The sequence below is a fragment of the Alcaligenes sp. YSL9 genome (assembly GCF_030515105.1).
GTDB classification, from domain to species: Bacteria; Pseudomonadota; Gammaproteobacteria; order Burkholderiales; family Burkholderiaceae_B; genus Alcaligenes; species Alcaligenes phenolicus.
Genome location: NZ_JALXJU010000001.1, coordinates 80,350 through 101,956, shown reverse-complemented (window position 1 = coordinate 101,956; position 21,607 = coordinate 80,350). Strand labels below are relative to the sequence as shown.

Sequence of the window (21,607 nt, the reverse complement as noted above, 5' to 3'; positions counted from 1 at the left end):
TCATTTGAGCACTACGCTCCCGCTATCGAGCCAATATGGAGAATCACCCAGGCCTGCTTCCAGCATGGTGTTGAGCTGGATACGGACGGCCCCTTTGGACACGCCACTCAATTTGAAGTCTCGGGGTGCCGAGTTCTTGATCTTCAGTCGATCGCTGATCAAACGACGGCCTTGCCCACCTTGGGAAGCCTTATCCACCATCAAGGTCACTTCCATGGATGGCAGTTGGCCATCGTCGTCGGGCGCATCGGCCATCTGACGACGCACCTTTTCGTTCAAGTGCAGGTAGTACAAGGGCGAAGCGGGCCAGCGCTCCACATCCAGCTGTCGGTAACCCAGGCGCAGGTAACTGCCCTGCATCAAGAGGTGATAACCGTCCGAGTCTTCGCTGCTGACGCTCTCCAGCGTCACCATTTCCTCGCGGGTATCGGGGTCCATCTGGAGCACGTCCTTGTAGACGATGTCCTGATCCTTGATCTGATTGTTGGAGTCAATAATCCCGATGTGACGCAGGGTAGAACGCGGGCGCAGATTCGATACTTTGAAATTGAACTGGTCGATATTCATGTTGTAGCAAAGCAGGCACAACATGGCGCCTACCGAGGCCGTGCTCTTGGGATCGTCGATCCGACCATTGGTATGGAAGGGATACCAGCTACCCGTGCGGTAATTGTGCAAAGGCAGCAGACGCGCTGGCGATACCGGCATTTGCGAGCGCATATAGGCCTGGACACCCGGCAGACGCGAAGGACGTCCGGCCATCAGCACAATGTCGCAATCGTAGTAGTTCAGCACCTCACTGAAGGCGCGCAAGGGGTCGTTGATATTCAAGGAACCGCTGACCAGACCTTGATGCAAATGAGCCAGATCAAAAGGCTGTTCAACCTTGGCCAACTCCAGGTCGACGCGTTGACCGGCATGTTTGTGCAGCTCGTCCAGAACGTACTGAACGACCTTGCTGGAGACTCGTGGCAAAGCATCCGCCGAACCTGCCGAGGCATGGGACAGCGGTGCATTGGCCTGATCGCCCTGCAAGTGCTCGAACTCCAGCAGTTCGCCCCACGGCAAGGACTGGACGGCGCGCGGGTCTTCATGCGGATCGTAGGCTTCGTAGCGTTTCAGGAACTCCAGGCCCAGTGGTACAAAAACCTGCAGGGCCAGTTGCTGACGCAAAACGGCTTTATCAGCATCGGCCTTTTCATTGCCGCACAGTCGCGACAAGAACACATCCGTGTCTTGCACACCGGCATGGCTCAAGGCGTCTTCAAAAGCAGGCAGCACATAACGCTGAATGACGTCCAGCAAGATGTCATCCCCAGCCACGCGGAAACTGTCGCGGAAACGCTGCTTGGGCGAGATGGTCAGATTGCTGCCACCGCCCGCCCCTGCCGGGCGACGCAAGGTGTAGTCGCTGATCACGATATCGGTGGTACCGCCACCAATATCAATAATGCCCAGCGTCAGGGTTTCCCGATCTTCCTTGTAGGGAGCGGCAACCGCGTCAAAGAACTCGTCAGCATGGCCTGCAAAGTTCTGAGTAATTTCGGTAAACAGGTAGACCAGTTGAGAGCTGGTGGCTTCGTCCCACTCCACCCGGAACTCGGGCAGAGGCACAAGCAGGTTCTCCGGCATGCGGCCCGACTCGGAAGGCTCCAGACCATAAGGGTCTTCTTCGCCTTGATACCAGTCCATGCTGGTCCACAGCAAACCAATGGCCTGGCGCAAACGCTCGGCCAGCAGGCTGCGCTCTACCAGCGGCATGCCGGGCGGTACGGTCAGAACGATATTGCTCAAGCGACGTGGTTTGTTGGAGTGACCTTGGCGTACCCGTTGGGCCGGGCTGTTGATTTGCAACAGCGCCTGAGCCAGCACCTCGGTCAGCATGAAGGTCATGACCGAGCTGCGCGAATAGAAAGGCTCGAACACCGGCAGACGATCGTCTTCGTCCAGGGTGTACAGGGCTTCGCCACGCTCGTCGATATGCAGGGAGAACGGTGCCGCCAGGGCACGCGGTTCTGCATCGGAGCGGTCGTACTGCTGGCTGAACCGCCAGCCGTGCTTGTATTCGTTTTCGTCCCACAAGTAACGCTTGGGGCTGGACAGCCCGGTCGTGCCCTCGGTGCCGCGACGGCGGGCAGCCAGACGTGCGGCCTCATCCCCGACACGCACCAAAGTGGGCCAGGAAAAGGCGGTGGGACGTCCGCTTTTCAGGGACAAGTGGTTCTTGCCAAAATCCGTCTGCGCAAACTCCACGCGACTTTCAAAAGGCTTGCTGTACACCTGATGCGGATGAGACAAGTCCCGCAGTTGCAGCACATAGTTCTGCCGCAAGCCGGAATCGTCCTGACCGTGGTTTTCAATCAGAATCCCGCAAGTGCGCGAATTCCCCACGTCCAGCACCAGATCCACAGGAATGACCTGCTCACTTTGCCAGTTAGCGGCCAGCACCTTGATGTCCGGCAGACGCACCCAGGCCTCGGAGCGGCCATCCACGCACTCATGCGGTGGGGCGAACAGGCTGAGCAAATTCAGGAAATGCAGCTGTGCCGAGTGCAAGGCGCTGACATCTTCACCAAAATCGATGTTGCGCGTTTTATTGACGTTGTCTTTATAGACTTCCAGCAACCATTCCTGCACCCAGTCACGGTTCAGGAACCAGTCCATATGGGCGCTGTCGCAGGCAATGCGGAACAAGGCCCCGGCATTGATATCTTCACGCAAGGGGGCCAGGTAAGCCGCGCCCTCGGTCAGGTCCACCACGCTGGTATCGCAGGCAAGCGTAATTCGGTGCGTATTGCCGTCGCGATCAGGCGTTTCCAGGCGCACCACGCGCAGGCGACTCCAACTGGCCGGGCCATGGTCAAAGCGATGCGGCGCCACAAAGCGCACATAGGGCACAGGCAGCCACAGGCCATCGAACAGGTCCAGGGTACGGCTCAGGGAGACATCGCATTCCTGATCATTGCGGCCACCGCCCTGGTACACCCCAACCTCGCCTTCGGGCTGATGGAACAGGGTTTGCTCCTGACCAAACTGCAAGCCTTCAAACAGAAAGCGCCAGTTCTGGCCGTTCGTGCTGAAGAAAGAATGGTTCAAGGTGCCCAGCTTCTTGCTGCCCACAGTGGGAGCATTGATGTCAAAACCGAAGTCCATGAACTGGACTCCGGTATTTTCAATCAAGGTAACCAAGCCATCGTGTTTGAGTAATTCAGGCAACATAAGATTCAAGCACTCATCATTCGGATTGCTGCAAGATCAAAGGAAAGGCATTGGAGCCGTACATGCCCGCGCATTGGGCGGCAGCACCTGCCGCACCGGGGTCGCACACAATCTTGGGCATATCGTAAGCGGCATTGTCCGTGCACTTTGCCGCGGAATTGGCATTCAAAATCAAGCGACCCTGCTCAGACGAAGCCGACACGGGGGCTTCGCACTGAACACCGTCACCCCGCTTGATCTGCACATTGCCTGCACCGTCTTTCAACTGATATTGCAGTTGCACGGGTTTGCCGGTCTGACTGTCTTGCACACCCATGCGGGCAGCCCACTGACCATTCAGGAAATCCATCTTGCCAGACTGCAAGGCATCGGGCGGCACCACCAAGGAACCGGGCGGGACTGCAGCAGGCGTAGCCGGAGCAGCCGGGTTGGTATCGGGTGTTGGAGGAGCAGCGGGATCAGCGGGCGGGTTTGCCGGGTCTTGTGGCAACTCGGGCGGCGGAGGATTGGTGTCCGGGTTTGCTGTCGGGTCGGCGGGTGGTGCGGGCGGGGGGGTGTCAGAAGCCTGTCCCGCATCCGGTGCGGCAGGGGCATCCGTCCCCGGAGCAACGGCACCAGGAGCGTCAACACCGGGAGCGGTGCCAGCACCCGTAGCGCCAGGAACCACGGGAACAGTCCCCGTGGGAAAGACTCCTGTTGCATCAACACGGCCATTGGGCAGCAAGGCACCCGCATCCAGCTTGGGCAAGGACCAGCCAAACCAATTACGGACTTTCTCGGGTAAATAGCTGCCTACGCTGGAGGTGAAAGAACCCAACGGTGTGTCAGGCACGACCGGCGTGGTGCACCAGCGCAAACCAAACAAGAGCAAGGCCAACAATAAGAGCAAAGCCAACAAACGCCACCACCAGCGGGACCACCAACTGGCAGCAACCGGGGCCACAACAGGGGCTACCACAGGCTCGACAGGCGGCACTACCGGCGGGGCCACCACGGCTGCGGGCTTAGGCGCAGGCATCAAAGGCAGCAAGGGGTCCTGATTCTGATCTGCACCGTGATGCAGAAAACCCCAGAAGGTCAACACGGGCTTGCCGTTGACCAGATACACAAAGTTATCGTCCGGGAAATAAAGCACGCGGCGCAGCAAGCTGGAAAACAGAGCCTTGTCGCCCAAAGCCTCTTGCTCTTGGGCATCCATCGTTGGGGCCATCTCGTTCAGCCGGGCCTGAAAAGCACTTAATTGCTTCAAGCCTTCCTCGCGTTCTTGCTCGGTGGCTGCAGTCCAGGGCACGACCTGGCCGGAGACCGGGCTGTACCAATCCAGCGTGGAACCCGTTTCATTGCTTTGCGGAATTGCCAGATGGTCGGCAAAGTTGCCTGCCCGACGGCGCAAGGCTTCTCGCAACTGTAAAGCGGAGCGAAATACCGGTCGGCCGCCCTCACCTAAAGCCATGAAAGCATCGGCACGGCCACTGCGCAGTAAAACCCCTTGCTTCATTGAGTTCCCGAAGAAAAAAAAGAAACATAGTACAACAAATAGGAAGTATCAAAGCCTGTGGGAAATGCCCATTCATAGGGCGTACACAAGGGAAAAAACGGGCTTTGAACCTTAAAGATTGCTGAACACCAAAAAGAACTCAAGGTCGCTTTAGTCCTTGTGTTCTAAATAGATAGGGAAATAAGCAAACAGGGTTACGGCAAAAAACATAAAAAATGTACAACTCTGTACATGAAACAAAATCGATATTCGCCCAATAGCCAAGGCACTGATTTTTTTAATTAAAACAAAAGTCCAATTCCGGCCTGATCCGGCGTCCAAACCTGCATCGCTAAAACGGCGCCTGACCCTGCCCGCTTGCCAACGAGCCTCACCAGATACGGGTAAGCCGCCAAAAAATCACCATCCCGGATATTCAGCTTGTTGTCATAGTCCTTTCACCTTGGGCCACTAGCATGAGCGCTACCCCCACAACTCAGCCTTGGCGCTATTTATCACTATGAGCAAACATATCTCCGACAAGACTGTTCGTAACGCTAGTCAGAACACCCCTTTTAGTGAAATCCTGGAACGAAGCATGACTCGCCGCGCCGTGATGCGCGGTGGCCTGGCAGCCGCCTTGGCCACCATGAGCAGCTTTGGTCTGGCTGGTTGCGATAGCAGCAGCACAGGAGGCAATTCCACTGATAACGGCGGCGAGAACCCGAACCCTGGTCCCGGCCCTGATCCGGAACCACCAGCAAGCGTCAAACTGGGTTTTGAATCCCTGCCCACCTCCATGACCGACGGCTGTGTCGTTCCTCCCGGCTACATTGCCCATGTACTGGCCCCGTGGGGTACGCCAATCAATGACAATGCCCTGCCTTGGGACAAGAACGGCAATAACAGCTCCAACGACTTGCTCAACTCCATGGGCATGCACCATGACGGCATGCACTTCTTCCCCCTGGAAGGAAGCTCTACCGAGGGCTTGCTGGCCGTCAACCACGAATACATTGATGAAAAAGCCCTGCACCCCAATGGGCCGACCCTGGTCAATGGCAAGCGCCCGGCAGAAGAAGTACGCAAGGAAATCAACGCCCACGGCGTGGCCATCATCCATATTCGTCGCACCAATGGCCGCTGGGACATCGTTCAGAACTCGCGCTACAACCGCCGCTTCACCTCGGCCACGGCCATGAAACTGGCTGGCCCTGTGGGTGGCACGGACTGGGTCAAGACCCCCTTCTCGCCCAACGGCACGCAAGTGCGCGGCACCAACAATAACTGCGGTAACGGCACCACGCCCTGGGGCACCTACATCACCGCTGAAGAAAACTGGGCGGCCTGCTTTGTCAACACCGGCAATCGTCCGGCCCACCAGCAGCGTGTGGGCGTATCGGCTGGCCCCGTTGGCCGCTACCAGTGGGAAACGGCTGCCAAGGATCCTTCGGAAGTCCTGGGCGAATTCGCCCGCTTTAACGTGACCGAAACAGGCGCCAGTGCCACCGAGGACTGGCGCAACGAAGTCAACGGTTTTGGTTACCTGGTCGAGATCGACCCTTACGACCCCAGCAGCATTGCCACCAAACGCACGTCCATGGGTCGCTTCGCTCACGAAGGCTGTGCCTACAGCAAGCCCGAAGCCGGCAAACCCCTGGCTTTCTATAGTGGCGACGATTCGCGCTTTGAATACGTGTACCGCTTCGTGTCCGAAGCCAACTGGGACCCGAAAGACGCCCAGCGCACGGATCGCCTGGCCGTGGGCGCCAAGTATCTGGACAAGGGCACCTTGTATGTCGCCCGCTTCAACGAAGACGGTTCGGGCGAATGGCTGGCACTGACGGGCTCTACCAAAGGCAAGGATGGCGGCACCTTGGCTGACAAGTTCAAAACTTTGGAAGAAATCCTGATCAATACCCGTGGCGCCGCTGACTTTGTCGGTGCCACCCCGATGGATCGCCCCGAGTGGACGGCCACCCACCCCAGCAATGGCGACATCTACCTGACGCTGACCAATAACACCAGCCGCAACGCGTCCACTGGCACCAACCCCGCGAACCCGCGCCTGAACAACGTCAACGGTCACATCATCCGCTGGCACGACGAACCCGGCTCGAACAAGTTCAAGTGGGATATCTTCGTATTCGGCTCGGACTCGGGTGCGGACGCAGATACGAACCGCTCCGGCCTGACCGACCTGAACCAGTTGGCCAGCCCCGACGGCCTGGGCTTCGACAGCCGTGGCATTCTGTGGATTCAGACCGACAACGGCATCGACGGCGGACGCAAGAACAATGTTGCGCGTGCCACCAACGACCAGATGCTGGCCGTGATTCCAGGTGCCTTGGCGGACAGCTCGGGCACTGGCCCGGCCATCAACGCCAACAACCAGTCCGATCTGCGTCGCTTCTTTGTAGGCCCGAACGAAGCCGAAATTACGGGCTTTTCCATGACGCCGGACCACACCAGCCTGTTCCTGAACATTCAGCATCCCGTGAACTGGCCCGCCTACGACACCCATGACGCCACGGTAGTCAGCATGAACACGGTACGCCCGCGTTCTTCGACCGTCGTCATCCAACGTGCGGATGGCAAGCCTATTGCCGTGTAAGCGCAAGGGCGGGTTCGCTATTTGAATCCGCCCAAGCCAGTTTTTTATTAAGTTTTTGCAATGCGGGGCCGTCAATAGATGGCCCCGCTGCTTTTTTTGACTACGCAATTCAAACAAGGCCTCTGGATTGTCTGCTGCGGCACAGCGCAATCTGTTCCATTTCCAGGCAGCGAACTGGAAAAATCAGAATTCAGAGTCGGAAAACGAAAGCAAACAGGCCGCTGGGCACACTGGGTCGTCATGCTTGAAGCCGCGTAATTCAAGGCTTCAAGACAAAGTAGAGAAAATTTTCTCAACAGGCCCCTAAAGAGTTTTTTGCCCCATCCGTTAATGGTGCTGTACAGGAAGAACGCAGTGTGTCGAATGCGCGATCAGCCCCCCGGGGCCTAGCAGAACGCCAACGCTTTCCTGGGCAAAGGGCGAAACCGTTTCGCCGCTCTACTCAACATTGGGAGTTACCATGTCTGTTATCAATACGAACTCGCTTTCCCTCGTTGCCCAAGGCAATCTGAGCAAATCGCAAGGCGCACTGGGTCAAGCCATTGAGCGTCTGTCCTCCGGCCTGCGCATCAACAGCGCCAAAGACGACGCCGCCGGCCAGGCTATTGCCAACCGCTTCACCGCCAACGTGAACGGCCTGACACAAGCTGCCCGCAACGCCAACGACGGTATCTCTATCGCTCAGACAACCGAAGGTTCGCTGAACGAAATCAACAACAACTTGCAGCGCATCCGTACTCTGAGCGTGCAAGCGACCACCGGCACCAACTCCGAAACCGACTTGGATTCGATCCAGGCTGAAATCAACCAGCGTCTGGCCGAAATCAACCGCGTGTCCGAGCAAACTCAGTTCAACGGCGTGAAAGTTCTGGCCAAAGACCAGTCCCTGGCCATTCAAGTTGGCGCTAACGACGGTGAAACCATCTCGGTTAACCTGAAGCAGATCGATTCCGGCACCCTGGACCTGGACGGTCTGGACGTGGCCAGCCTGGCCAAGAAATTCGACGCATCTTCGTTCGAACTGGCTGCTGCTACGGGTACTGGCACCGCTGCCACCCCCGCTCAAATGGGCGACTCCAAAACTGCCGTAACCGTCACTGGCGGCGGCTCCTTGATGACCATCAAGGGCACGGCTGGTACCGCTGGTGGTACAGGCGCTGTTGCTGACGCTCACTACATCGTTAAAGACGGCAAAGCCTACGTTGCTGATGTGACCGGTGACGCTGCAACCAACACCGTGACTGCCACAATTGATGGCGACGCCATCACCGACGAAGCTGTTCTGGCCAAAGTCACCCCACTGGCAGCCATCGACAAGGCTATCCAGGACGTGGACAACCTGCGTTCCGACCTGGGTGCGGTGCAAAACCGTTTCGAGTCCACCATCGCCAACCTGAACAACACGGTTACCAACCTGTCCGCTTCGCGTTCGCGTATTGAAGACGCCGACTACGCAGTCGAAGTCTCCAACATGACTCGTGCTCAGATCCTGCAACAGGCTGGCACCTCGGTTCTGGCTCAAGCCAACCAGGTTCCACAAACTGTTCTGTCGCTGCTGCGCTAAGCCGCTCGATAGTCTAGCCTTGGCTAGTCCTGCTTGATCAAGCAGGTATTACGCTCCTTTATCCACGGATAAGGGAGCGTTTTTTTTTGATGTAATGAGCCTTTTTATCCCGCAGGAACTCAGCCCCATGACGCGCCCCAAGCAGCACCGCTCCGCAAGCGGTATTTCTCCCCAGACGGCACAAACCATCCTGAATCTGCTTGATCGCAATCAATGGGACCAGGTCGAGCCCCTGCTGATCAAACTGCGCCAAAAACACGGTGACGATTTTCGCTTGCTGGTCTGGCATGGCGATGCGCTGCGAGGCCTGGAGCGTTTCCCAGAAGCAATTGGGCTTTATCGCCAGGCACTGGCGCTGGAGCCACAGAACAATGAAAGCCTGACATTGAGCCTGGCCATGTGTTTGCGCAAAGAGGGCCAACTGGATGAGGCCTTGCACTTGTCCAGTCAGGTTCTTCAGGTGCGCCCCGACTACGCAGGCGCCTGGGCTTTGCAAGGGGATATCTATAAAGATAAGGAGCTGCTGGCACAGGCCCGCGATGCCTATCTGGAAGCGCTCAAGCACGCCGTCGCTCCCTTGGATGCGCTGCTCTATGTCAAGCTGGCCCCTTTCACTCAACTGGCGCCCGAACCCGGCATTCTGCAAGCCCTGGAAGCGTTTACGAACGATGCAGAGCAGCCCATTAATGACCGTGCCAATGTACTGGCCACCCTGGGCAAGATCTGGCTGGATGCGCAAGAGACCGACAAGGCATTCGCGTATTATCAAAAAGCGAATAATCTCATAAAAGGGGCATTTGCCAGCCCTCACAAAAGCTTGATCCCTCAAGTTAACGGGCTGCGAGTGAACTTTACGGCGGAGCTGTTCAACGCTCTGTCCCCGTTTGGCGTGCAGTCCGCCCCACAGATTTTCATCACGGGCTTTTCCCGCTCAGGAAAAAGCCTGGTCGAATCCCTGTTCCGCAGTGCCGCCAAGGTGCGCCTGACAGGCGAGAGCCTGCAACTGGACCAATATAGACAAAACGTCCTGGCCCGCTTTCAAAACAATCTTGAAAACTATCTGACCGCTCAGACTCCCAGTTCTATTCAGCACGATGCGCACACCTACCTGAGCAGCTTGGGAAATGGAGAAGAGGTCAGCATCTCCACCCTGCCCTCAGACTTGTGGAACCTGGGTTTTATCGGCCTGTGGTTACCCAAAGCCCCTATTGTTTTTTGTGTACGCGGCCTGCTGGATCTGGGTGCCACGGTGTACTGCCAGCAATACAAATCCTTCGAGGGCAACCACTACAGCTACGACCTGCCGACCCTGGGCGAACATATCGCACTTTACGAGCACATGATGGCGCATTGGGCACAGGTCCTGCCCAACCCCGTCTTTCTGGTTGATTATGAAGCCCTGGTCCGTGATCCCCAGACTGTCATGGACAATCTGTTTGAGCAGCTGGGCCTGGAGCGCCAGCAGTCCTATACAGATGCCGTTGCAGCCAACGCCAGCATGGCTGCCGAGATTGGCCCGATCAGCTCCTTTGACGTTGCCATGCCCATGACCGACCGCTTCATCGGCTTTGGCGAGCGCTTCCGCGAACAATTGGCACCTATGGTTCAGCGCTATCAGTCCACCTGCCAGGAACTGGCCCAGGAGCAGCAGGCCAACATGGCCGACTTGCCCGCCCAACTGAAGGTCCGCAACACCAAGCCCGACAACAGCCCGGCAGAAGCCGACTTCAGCTGGCAGCTGTCACAGGTGATCACCGTAGCGGACAACACCTCGTATCTGCTGCGTCAGCAAAAGGCGCAGGACCTGGTCGAGTCTGGTGCCTGCACCTTGCTCAGCTTCGATCCCTCCGGCGAACTTGCCCCATTGGCGCAAGCACTGAGCAAGCCATCCCTGCATTACATTTCCCAGGCGCTGCTGGGAGATGGTCAGCCCGGCACCTTGCATTTGGCGCTGGACGCGGCCTATAACAGCACCCTGCCTCCTGTCGCCAAGCAACAAGGCCCGGCCTATCTGGCCCAAAAAACCATGACGCTGGCTCAGTTGCCCGTCACCACCTATGCGCTGGACGCCATTGAAGGATTGGACTGGCTGGACTATCTGATTCTGGACGGCGTCTACGACCATGCCAATATCCTGGAACATGGCACTGAGCGCCTGGCCAATGCCTTGCTGATCCAGGTCAGCGTCGCCCTGGTCACAACACAAGAGGGACAAACGGATCTGGCCGCCTTGCTGCAATGGGCCGAGCAACATGGTTTCCGTCTTTTGCGTCTGATCGATGAGCAGTTCGAACAACACATGCCTGCCCGCCAGGATCTGGCCGTGCAACCTGCCGGCAACCAACTGCGCCGAGCCTCTGCCTTGCTGGTCCCCAGCTATCAACGCCAGGCCCAGTTGAGCCCCACACAGATCCTCAAGCAGGCTTTCCTGCTGGATACGGTGCACGACATCCATGATTTCAGTTACGAGCTACTGCTGCAAATCGACCCGACACTAGCCGAAGGCTACCTGAAAGCCCGAGGCTACTTTGAGCTCAAACGTAATGGGCCGGATCTGCGCGAAATTCAGCATATCCGTCAAATGCTGCACACTAGCGACTTGCCTGTCCCCCGCCATCAGACACGCAAGTGGATCGAGCAATATCCAGCCGACCCACTCGTTCAGAGTCTGTACGCCGAATGCCTGTCCTGGTCAGGGCATCATCGTTCAGCCATTGTGACGATTCAGGAAGCCATCTCCAAAGCTCCAGACGAACTGATCCTGCGCCAAACCTATATAGACATCATGAATCGCGCCGGCATGTGGTGGGAGGCCACAGACCTCGCCCGCGCGCTGTATGCTCGCTACCCCGATCAACAAGACGTTCAGGCACAGTGGTGGGACACACTGGCTGCACAGGTCAAGCCCGACACGGAAGAACTGAACGAGGCCCTGTCCCGCAGCCAGTCTGCCAAGCCACACATGACAGCAGCGGAGCAGATACAGCACCATGCCACCCGTGGCCGCTTGCTCGCGCACAGCCAGCAATGGGAGCAGGCTTGGCAAGAGCACGAACAAGCCTTGCTTCTGGCGCAGAACAGCCAGGGTCCCGAACTGGCCCGCCCCTTGATTGCCAAGGCCGATAGCCTGTACGAAGCAGGCCAGGTCAATGAAAGCTGCGAGCACCTGTGGCAAGCCTGCGCGACCTACCGCTATTCGCCCTACACCGTCCACGCCTACCGCAAGCTCAATGCGCGCCTGCCCGAAAGCACGCAGGCAGATCTGCAGAGCATTGCCGCCCTGCACCAGAAGATCGAGCAAATCTGGGCAGGTTACAAGCAAGATAATCTGCAGTACGCCTTCGGCGACTTCGGCCTGCCCTATCAAGGCTTTGAGCCGCTGAAACTGGCAGGCTCACGACCTGCCATGCAGCGACTTGAAACCTACGGCCTGCAAGAACTGCTGCCCGCCAATGCCAGCGCCCTGGATATTGGCTGCAACCATGGCTTCTTGCTGATGGGCCTGGCTCCACATCTATCCCATGGCTTGGGATTTGATATCAGCCAAAGCTGCATTGACGTTGGCAAGGCGGTGGCAGAACATTTGGGGCACAAGCACATTGAACTGAGCAGCCAGCCCTTTGATGACTTCAAATCCAAACAGCGCTTTGACCTGGTCATTGCCTGCGCGGTGCATCACTGGATTGGCGTGCCTTTGTCAGAATTCGGCACCAAGCTGTTCAACTTCTGCAAACCCGGCGGCCTGGTCCTGCTGGAAAGTCAGGGCACACGCGAGACCACACGTACGGAAGTGGATTTCGAGGCCAAAGCCACCACCATGGCCAGTGCCGGATTTACCGTCATTCGCAAAGGCAGCCTGTGCGATGACGGCATTAACTACCGGGAGTTCTGGATTTTGCAGCGCAAGAAGTAAGCAGCATCCTCTGCAGCAAAAAAGCCAGCCCTAGGGCTGGCTTTTTACTTCCTAAAGAATATTCCACAAACATAGGCCGAGTGAACTCAGCCCAGAGAAGATAAACCGCGAGCTCAAAAAGCTACAAAAGAACCTGAAATTCCGCGCTATCGGAAATGGCATCCCATTGGTCTTTGGCAAGACTGGCGCGGATACGGGCCACGGCCTGGCTACGCAGTTGGGATACGCGCCCTTCTGTTACGCCCAGCACCAGAGCAATTTCTTTCTGATTCAAATCTTGCTCAAACTGCAAGGCGAACAGCAATTTCTCACGTTCAGGCAGTTGGTCGATGGCGGTAATCAAGGCTTGCCGAAGCCCCTGGGAAGTCAGCAGGTTCAAGGGATTATCGAAGTACGCCTGCTCGCGCGTGCTGTCTTCCAGAAACTCCAGCGCATCAGCGGAAGGATCGGCATGACGTTTCAGGTCTTCGTAATGAATCACCTGCACGCCGACCGCCTCATCCAGCAGTTCGTAGTAATCGTCCATGCTCATGGACAAGGCTTCAGCGATTTCCGGCTCGGTGGGCTCGCGCAGCAGTTCCTGACGCAAGGTACTGACGGCCACTTCGATCTGGCGCGCTTTGCTGCGCACACTACGCGGCAGCCAGTCCTGGCTGCGCAACTCATCCAGCATAGCGCCACGAATTCGGGTGACCGCGTAGGTGTCAAACTGGGCCTCGGCCACCACCTGATAACGACGCACGGCGTCCAGCAGGCCCATCATGCCCGCCTGCATCAGATCATCCAGTTCAACGCTGGGAGGCAGGCGCGACACAAGCTGGAGCGCTTGGCGGCGCACCAATGGGGCGTACTGCTCAACCAGGACGTCTTCTGAACGAGGCATGGACAGGCAAGAATCCGGACAATAAAGATTGAGCTATTTTGCCTGCCCGCCCTGCCCGACAGTCCCCAAATCAAACAGTCTTTCGCCATCTTATTCAGGCTTTAAACGGGTCTGAAGCGGCCAAAAACCAAAATATCTCCTAAAGATACAGGCGCAGGTGCCGTAATTGGATCGTTACAGGTGCCAAGCCCCCCCATTGAGCAGGCCTGCCACCAAGCCCCTTCTGGAGTGATGTCATGATCAACTCAGTTTCATCTCAAACGACGGCCTTGGTGCCCCTAGCCTCCCCAGTGGAGCAAAATCCCGGCACCCCTACGCCTTCGGCGGCCACCACGGTGACCCCCATCAAGGAAAGCAGTACCGATACCCAGTTGCAGCAACGCTGGCCCGACAAACGCGAACCCGTGCCCGGCATGGTCAACACGCTGGACGACACCCTGGACCAGATCAACAACTCCTTGCAGGCCTGGTCCACCGGCATTCGCTTCAATATGGACGACGAGGCCCAGCGTCTGGTGGTCTCGATTGTGGACAACTCGACCGGCGAGGTTCTGCGCACCGTCCCATCTGACGCGGTGATCCAGATTGCCAAGATGATCGTGCAATTGCAGGGCAACGCGGTCAGCGTGAAGGTTTAAAAACCAAACTGGCATCGAAACTTCCCATTGACATGGGCTTTGCGCGCGACACATTCGCGACAAAATAGGACACTACAGGAGTATTTGATATGGCTATTTCTTCAATTGGCGTGGGCTCAGGTCTGAAGCTGGACGAGCTGCTGGAAGATTTGCGCAAGACGGAAAAGAAGAGTCTTGCTGTCATCCAGAACCGCCAGGTGGCCAATACCAACAAGATCTCGGCCTACGGTCAGCTCAAAAGCAGTCTGGCAGAGCTGCAAACCGCCGCCAAGGCCTTGAACTCGGAAGACTCGTTTGGCGCGGTCAAAGTCACCGCCAATAGCGAAAACATCAAAGTGACCGGCAATTCCAAAGCAGCGCCCGGTCAGTACGTGATCAAGGTTGATAATCTGGCTACCCGCCAGACCTTGACGGCGGCCTCTCAAAGCTCGCGTGATGAGGCCATGGGCGAAGGCGGGGAAATTACCGTTCGCCTGGCCAATGGCACAGAACACGTCCTGAACATGAAAGGCAAGGACACGTCCTTGCAAGGCGTGATGAACGCGATCAATGCCGACACTGAGTTGGGCATGAAAGCGACCATTATCAACACTGGCGATCCGGACGAGCCATACCGCCTGCAACTGTCAGCCGGTGCAACGGGTGAAGCAGCGTCGATCAGCTCCATCAGTGTCAGTGGCAATGATGAACTGGCCGAGGTACTTACCTTTGATGCTGCCGACCCGGCTGCCAGCGGCTTTGAGCAAACCAAGGCCCTCAACGCCAAGTTGACAGTGAACGGCATTGCCATCACAAGCCAGAGCAACACCCTCAAAGACACTATTGAGGGTCTGGAGATCACGCTGAACAAGGCTGGCGGTGACCCGGTCAATGTAGAAGTTGCCAAAGACGACAGCGTGGCCGCCAAGGCAATCAAGGACTATGTCGAGGCGTACAACAAGTTCAACAAGTCGATTCGCTCCTTGACAGCCTATAACGTCGAGCTGAAAAAAGGCGCCGCCCTGACGGGCGACTCCATGGCACGTGAGGCTCAAAATGCCATGCGTGACGCCACCCTGGGGCACGTTCCCAGCGAAGGCGAGATCCGCTCCATGGTAGGCCTGGGCATCAATATCGATCCCAAGACAGGCGATCTGCAGCTGGACGAGAAAAAGCTGAACGAAGTCTTGAAGACCAATATGATCGACGTCAAGAACATGTTTGTGGGCGAACACAGCGTTGCCGGTCGCGTTGAGGCCGCAGCAGAGGAATTTATCAAGAAGGGTGGCCGTATTGATAATGCCCAGGAAGGCGCTGAGAAAGTCGGCAAAAAACTGCAAGATCAGTTCGAAGCCGCTGACCAGCGCATCGAGAACAAGATGGAAGCCTATCGCAAGCAGTTCGTCCAACTGGACGTCATGATCAACCGCATGCAAGGCACCAGCAATTACCTAAGCCAGCAACTGTCCATGCTGGGCAATATGAACAGCAATAAATAAACCCCTATGAGCTATCCTGCCCCTTCCCGTCGCTTTGGCCAACAATCGGTTCGCGCCTACGCTCAAGTAGGTCTGGAAACCGAGGTCCTGAGCGCGAGCCCCGAACATCTGATTACCCTGTTATTTAACGGTGCTCGCACCGCCATGCTGCAAGCGCGCTTGCATATGGAACAGGGCAATATTGCCGGGCGGGGGCAGTCATTATCGAAAGCTATTGATATTGTCGATAGCGGCCTGAAAATGGCGGTCGATACCGAAAAGGGCGGAGAGCTGGCCCGCAATCTGGTCGCTACCTATGACCTGATTTTGCACAATCTGATGCTGGCCAACCTTCGCAATGACGCGGAAAAGCTGACGCTGGCCGAGCGTTTGCTGACCGATATTGCCGATGCCTGGCGCAGCAATGTTGATACCCAACGTGCCAAGCAGCCAGCTTGACTCCGGGGCTCGCGGGACAGGTTCTGTTCCTGACCTGCACCTCCAACCTCCTTTGCGCCTTTAGCGCCTGGTACGAACATGAGCGATACCTCTAACCCGATCGTCGATCAATATCAAATTATCGCCAACATCACCCGTCACATGCTGGAGCTTGCCCAAACGGCTCGCTGGGAGGATGTGTTTGAACAATCCGAACACTATCAACTCGCCGTGGAAAAGCTCAAGAACATGGAAGACCTGTCTATTACTGAAAAACAGGCACGCCGTCAGTTGCTGACCCAAATTCTGGAAGACGACGCCCAGATCCGCCATCTGGCCACCCCCGAACTGGGGCGTCTGGGTGCACTGCTGGGCAATATGAAGCGCCAGCAAACCGTGTTACAAGCGTATTACAGCCCTAGCGTTCATCCATGAGCATAGGCGGCCCCTCCCCTTTGGGGACGCTGCTTATTCAACGGCTCGATGCCGTTCTGGGTATCAGCACTGGACAGCAAAGCAATATCGCCACGGGCGCCCGGCCGGACGCCATCAGCCAGACACCGGGCAGCCAACGCCCCGAGCGCGCCGAAAACCAAACGGCTCGTGATCAACGCCAGAGCGTAGATCAAGCCCGCGCCCACACCCAGGGTCGCGATAGCCGGAATATCCGCACACAAAGCGGTCAAACCTCGACCGACCCGGCTCTGAATGCACGTGGCCCCAATACGGCCACCACGAGCTCGGCCCCCACAACCCTGGGGCGCACTGCCCAATTGATCCTGTCCTTGCTGGAGCGCTTTCCGGATCGTGCCCCTGCGATCCAGGGACGACAGGCCTTGTTACCTGGCCGCCCCACGATGCAGGCAGACGGCAAGGAACCCACGCGCCCCGGCAGTGATACCCAGACGGCGGGACGCGCAAACACAGCACAGAGTACCGCCAGCACAATCGCCACCGTGGCTCAGCAGCGGCTGCCCTTGCCCGGTAGCACAGCAACGGGCAGCGCAAACGCGGGCTCTGCCAATGCAATGACAACAGGCAGCAGTGCTGTGGGAACAGGCACTGCCGCAGGCACGCCCAGCACGGGCACTACGACCACCGGCGCCGCAACCCCAAGCCCCCTGCCTACAGGCAGCACGGCTGCTCTGGCCCAGCATTTCAGCCAGGCTTTGCCCCAGGCCTTGCAACAAAGCGGGCTATTCTACGAGTCTCATCTTAGTGATCTGCACTTTGGGCAACGCAGCGTTGGCGAATTACAGCAAGAGCCGCAAAACCTGAATCGCCCCGCTGCCGAAACACATACCAGCACGAGCCAGAATCCTCAGACTCAGGCCAGCGCCCAGGACCCGGCCAATAGCCTGCTGGTGCGTCAGCAACTGGATACGCTGGCCCATCAGAACCTGCAATGGCAAGGTCAGGCCTGGCCGGAGGCCGACATGAACTGGAGCGTGCAACGTCACCAGGCCCAGTCAGAGGACGAAACCGAACACTGGTCCAGCACCCTGCAACTGGACCTGCCCACGTTGGGACCGATCACCCTACGGCTCAACCTCCTGAACCAGCAATTGCTGGTCCATATTCAGGCCGATCAATCCGCCCCTTATCTGGACGAAAACAGCCTGCCCTTGCGCGAACGTCTGCAAGACCAGGGCCTGATCCTGAGCCAATTGCAGATTGAAGCCGACCCGACCCTGCCGCAGGACCTGCCCGATGAGTCATGATTCCCCCTCCCATCGCCCGCAGGCCCTGGCCTTGCGCTACGAGCCCAAAGACGGAGCCCCGCGTGTCGTTGCCAAAGGCTACGGCACCTTGGCCGAAAAAATTGTCGAGACCGCCCGCGAGCACGGTCTGTACGTACACGAGTCCCCCGAACTGGTCGGCCTGCTGATGCAGGTGGATCTGGACCGTCATATCCCCCCTCAGCTCTATCAAGCCGTGGCTGAATTGCTGGCCTGGCTCTACGCCCTGGAACAAGGCCATCCCCAGGCCACACAAGCCTTGCAGGCTTTGCACGACGCCCCAAAAACTTGAGCCTGCTATTTATAAGGGCTGAAAAGCCCCTGTTTTTGGGCTTAGATACCCTGCTTAGCCTCGCGTTCTAAACGTTACATTAAGCACGGCAAGCTGCCCGCACCTGTGCGCGTGGCCCATCCTGACTTTCTGGCAAGCGAATATGTCGATTTCCAATCTCTCCAGCATTGAAAACCTTTTGGCCCAGATGCGCGCAGTTGCGCAAGCGGCCGGGGCTTCCAGTTCTGTGTCCTCCTCGGCCAGCAGCGCCGCTCCCGGTGGTTTTGCCGCCGAGCTGGCCCGCTCTTTGAACCGGGTTTCCCAGGCACAGAACGAGGCCAATGCCCAGGCTCAGGCCTTTGAAATGGGCGAGCCCGGAATTTCCTTGAACGACGTGATGATTGACCTGCAAAAAGCCAGCGTTGGCTTTCAGGCCACCGTCCAGGTACGCAACCGCCTAGTGGCCGCCTACCAAGAAATTGCCAGTATGCCGGTATAAGCGCCTGATTCTTTCATGCCCGCCGCCCTTTCCTTAATGCTGCCTGAGCACGTCCTGATTTGAACTCCCCTGATTCCATGCAGAACCCTGCCTCTGCCTCACCCATGAGTCAGACAGCACAGTTGCTGAACAAACTTCCTGGCTACGACACACTGCGCGCCTTGCCCAAGGTAGCGCTGATCGGGCTGGGTGCCGCACTGATTGCTCTGATTGTCGCCCTCTTGCTGTGGAGCCGCGGCCCTACCTACCAGGTACTGTTCTCCAATCTGGACGACCGCGATGGCGGTGCGATTGTCTCGGCCCTGGGCCAGATGAACGTGCCCTACCAGTTCAACAGCAACGGTACCGCCATTCTGGTGCCGCAAGATCGTGTGCATGATGTGCGCATGCAAATGGCCTCGCAAGGCTTGCCGCGCAGTGGCAATGCCGGTTTCGAGCTGCTGGATCAAAGTCGCTTTGGCGCCAGCCAGTTCACCGAGCAAGTCACCTATCAGCGCGCCCTGGAGGGCGAGCTGGCCAATTCCATCAAGGCCGTGCATGCCGTCAAGGAAGCGCGCGTTCACCTGGCCATGCCGCGTGAAACCTTGTTTGTACGTGACCGCCAGTCTCCGACCGCTTCGGTAGTGCTGTCGCTGTATCCGGGCCGCGACCTGAGCGAAGGCCAGGTTTCCGCCATCAGCTGGCTGATCTCCTCCAGCGTGCCCAATCTGCATGCCGACAAGGTGTCCATCATTGACCAGAATGGCCGCTTGCTGACCGCGCCCACTGGCGAGATGGGCGCTGATAATCAGCAGCGCAATTTTGTAAACGATATTGAATACCGAGCCGTCCAGCGCATCCTGACCTTGCTGAACCCCTTGGTCGGTGCTGGCAACGTCCGCGCCCAGGTGACGGCCGAGGTGGACTTCTCGCGCCGCGAGCAGACGTCCGAGGTCTACAAGCCCAATCAGCAACCCGGTCAGGCCGCAGTACGCAGCCAGCAGACCAGTTCTTCCTTGCAGCGCAACCCGCAGCAGCCCCAGGGCGTGCCCGGTGCCTTGAGCAATCAGGCTCCCAACAATGCCACCGCCAATCTGGTGAACCCGCCTGCTGCACCGAATCAGCCCCAGACACCTGCCGCCCCGGCAACTGAGCCAGCCAATGCCGCCGCACAAACCGCCAATGCCACGAACGCTGCAGCGGCCGGTACAGACCCTTCACTGGTGTCCCTGGCCGAACAGGCCCGCTTGCTGCAAAACACCGGCAATGCGCGTAATGACTCCACCGTGAACTACGAAGTGGATCGCACCATCAGCCATGTCAAAGGTCCTTTGGGTCAGCTCAGCCGCCTGTCGGTGGCCGTAGTGGTGAACTACCGCAATACGGACAAGGAGCAACAGCCGCTGGAGCAGGAAGAACTGGACAAGATCAGCGATCTGGTCAAGCAAGCCGTTGGTTACTCGGCTGATCGAGGCGATAGCCTGAGCGTGGTGAACGGACAGTTCAACGAGCAAGGCGATATTGATACCCCCTTCTGGAAAAATCCGGAATACCGAGAGCTGGCCATGGAATTGATCAAGTATCTGGTCTTTGCATTCATTTTGTTCATGGCGTGGCGCATCGTCATCAACCCCATCATCCAGGGTCTGATCCAGGCCAAGGCGGTGGCTGACGCCCGCGTCGAGCGCCAGAAAGAGGAATCTGCTCGCGAACAGGCCGCTGAACAACGTGCCGCCGAAATGAGCCGCTACGAAGAGAATCTGAACACCGCCCGCACGATGGCTCACGATGACCCACGCGCTGTGGCTATGGTGTTGCGCTCCTGGTTGAACAAAGATGAAAAAAATGAAAACGGCTAAACCGGACGATTCCATCGAACGCAGTGCGATTTTGATGATGTCCTTGGGTGAAGACGCCGCCGCCGAGGTGTTTCGCCACCTCTCGCCTCGCGAGGTACAACAGCTCAGTACCGCCATGGCGTCCCTGAAGCAACTGACCCGTGCCGATATGGACGAGGCTCTGGAGAGCTTTCGCCAGGAGGCCGACCAGTTCATGGCCGTGGCGCTGGACTCCAACGCCTACATCCGCTCGGTACTGAACAAGGCGCTGGGCTCGGACCGGGCCGCTGGTCTGATCGAAGACTTGCTGGAAAACAGCGAAGGCTCCAGCAGCGGTATTGATGCCCTGAACTGGCTGGATGCGTCCAGCGTGGCCGAGCTGATTGCCGACGAACACCCGCAAATTATTGCCACCATTCTGGTGCATCTGGAGCGTGATCGCGCTGCCGACATTCTGGGCTTCATTCCGGATCGTTTGCGTGATGACGTCGTTCTGCGTATTGCGACCTTTGGTGGTGTGCAACCCACCGCCCTGAACGAGCTGACCGAAGTGCTGAACGGCATGCTATCGGGCCAGGGAGCCAAACGCAGCAAGATGGGTGGCCCACGTACGGCAGCCGAAATGCTCAATTACATGAACGCCAGCCTGGAAGAGTCCGTCCTGACCAGTTTGCGCGGCATGGATGCCGACCTGACCCAGCGCATCGTGGACGAGATGTTCGTTTTCGAGAACCTGGCCGATGTGGAAGACATTGCCATCCAGCTGCTGCTCAAGGAAATCGAGACCTCTGCATTGACGATTGCCCTGAAAGGCGCGCCCGAAGAGTTGCGCGACAAGTTCTTCCGCAATATGTCCAACCGTGCCGCCGAAATGCTGCGCGAAGACATCGACGCCCAAGGCCCGATCCGCATGTCCAAAGTGGAGCAGGAACAAAAAGCCATTGTGCAGGTGGCCCGTCGTCTGGCCGAAGCGGGTCAGATTACGCTGGGCGGCCTGAGTGGGGACGAGTATGTCTAAGACGGCCTCGTTTGGGCAAACCTTGCCCGTCCAAGCCGTTACGATCTTGTGCCCAGGCAC

At 57.8% G+C, this 21,607-nt stretch carries 15 protein-coding genes; 12 read left to right on the top strand and 3 right to left on the bottom strand.

Annotated elements, in window-relative coordinates; translation table 11 throughout:
* Entirely contained in the window at positions 1-3,219 is a 3,219-nt protein-coding gene (locus tag M2Q46_RS00465) for a virulence factor SrfB (RefSeq protein ID WP_035269121.1), read from the bottom strand.
* Between the two features lie 16 nt (positions 3,220-3,235).
* Positions 3,236-4,717, bottom strand: coding sequence for an SrfA family protein (locus tag M2Q46_RS00460; protein WP_302356223.1), 1,482 nt, complete (start codon positions 4,715-4,717; stop codon positions 3,236-3,238).
* A gap of 499 nt (positions 4,718-5,216) precedes the next feature.
* Here M2Q46_RS00460 and M2Q46_RS00455 point away from each other — a divergent pair, with 499 nt between their 5' ends.
* From M2Q46_RS00455 to M2Q46_RS00445, 3 genes are all read left to right on the top strand, one after another.
* The gene (locus tag M2Q46_RS00455) at positions 5,217-7,310 is read left to right on the top strand and encodes a PhoX family phosphatase (RefSeq protein ID WP_302356220.1); all 2,094 of its coding nucleotides are present in this window, start codon (positions 5,217-5,219) and stop codon (positions 7,308-7,310) included.
* 460 nt (positions 7,311-7,770) lie between these two features.
* The gene (locus M2Q46_RS00450) at positions 7,771-8,874 is read left to right on the top strand and encodes a FliC/FljB family flagellin (protein WP_302356218.1); all 1,104 of its coding nucleotides are present in this window, start codon (positions 7,771-7,773) and stop codon (positions 8,872-8,874) included.
* Between the two features lie 127 nt (positions 8,875-9,001).
* The gene (locus tag M2Q46_RS00445) at positions 9,002-12,787 is read left to right on the top strand and encodes a sulfotransferase (RefSeq protein WP_302356216.1); all 3,786 of its coding nucleotides are present in this window, start codon (positions 9,002-9,004) and stop codon (positions 12,785-12,787) included.
* 121 nt (positions 12,788-12,908) lie between these two features.
* On the opposite strand, the gene M2Q46_RS00440 is transcribed toward M2Q46_RS00445, so the two are convergent.
* Positions 12,909-13,670, bottom strand: coding sequence for an RNA polymerase sigma factor FliA (locus M2Q46_RS00440; RefSeq protein WP_083053875.1), 762 nt, complete (start codon positions 13,668-13,670; stop codon positions 12,909-12,911).
* A gap of 236 nt (positions 13,671-13,906) precedes the next feature.
* On the opposite strand from M2Q46_RS00440, the gene M2Q46_RS00435 reads away from it, so the two are divergent.
* From M2Q46_RS00435 to fliG, 9 genes are all read left to right on the top strand, one after another.
* Entirely contained in the window at positions 13,907-14,308 is a 402-nt protein-coding gene (locus tag M2Q46_RS00435; protein WP_170978593.1) for a flagellar protein FlaG, read from the top strand.
* An 89-nt stretch (positions 14,309-14,397) separates the two neighbouring features.
* Positions 14,398-15,786, top strand: a complete 1,389-nt coding sequence (gene fliD, locus M2Q46_RS00430) for a flagellar filament capping protein FliD (RefSeq protein WP_302356209.1) — start codon at positions 14,398-14,400, stop codon at positions 15,784-15,786.
* Positions 15,787-15,792: 6 nt separating this feature from the next.
* Positions 15,793-16,224: a flagellar export chaperone FliS gene (gene fliS, locus M2Q46_RS00425; protein ID WP_026484537.1), complete on the top strand. Its 432-nt coding sequence runs from the start codon at positions 15,793-15,795 to the stop codon at positions 16,222-16,224.
* Between the two features lie 78 nt (positions 16,225-16,302).
* On the top strand, positions 16,303-16,638 hold the full coding sequence (locus M2Q46_RS00420) for a flagellar protein FliT (RefSeq protein WP_137431353.1): 336 nt from the start codon (positions 16,303-16,305) through the stop codon (positions 16,636-16,638).
* Complete coding sequence (locus tag M2Q46_RS00415; protein WP_137431354.1) at positions 16,635-17,924, top strand: flagellar hook-length control protein FliK; 1,290 nt, start codon at positions 16,635-16,637, stop codon at positions 17,922-17,924. The genes M2Q46_RS00420 and M2Q46_RS00415 overlap by 4 nt, the downstream gene beginning before the upstream one ends.
* The gene (locus M2Q46_RS00410) at positions 17,914-18,234 is read left to right on the top strand and encodes an EscU/YscU/HrcU family type III secretion system export apparatus switch protein (RefSeq protein WP_035269091.1); all 321 of its coding nucleotides are present in this window, start codon (positions 17,914-17,916) and stop codon (positions 18,232-18,234) included. The genes M2Q46_RS00415 and M2Q46_RS00410 overlap by 11 nt, the downstream gene beginning before the upstream one ends.
* A gap of 142 nt (positions 18,235-18,376) precedes the next feature.
* Positions 18,377-18,712, top strand: a complete 336-nt coding sequence (gene fliE, locus M2Q46_RS00405; RefSeq protein WP_009458068.1) for a flagellar hook-basal body complex protein FliE — start codon at positions 18,377-18,379, stop codon at positions 18,710-18,712.
* A 104-nt stretch (positions 18,713-18,816) separates the two neighbouring features.
* Positions 18,817-20,550: a flagellar basal-body MS-ring/collar protein FliF gene (fliF, locus tag M2Q46_RS00400; protein ID WP_302356197.1), complete on the top strand. Its 1,734-nt coding sequence runs from the start codon at positions 18,817-18,819 to the stop codon at positions 20,548-20,550.
* The gene (gene fliG, locus M2Q46_RS00395; protein WP_042487491.1) at positions 20,537-21,547 is read left to right on the top strand and encodes a flagellar motor switch protein FliG; all 1,011 of its coding nucleotides are present in this window, start codon (positions 20,537-20,539) and stop codon (positions 21,545-21,547) included. Before fliF ends, fliG begins: the two co-directional genes overlap by 14 nt.
* Positions 21,548-21,607: the final 60 nt, after the last annotated feature.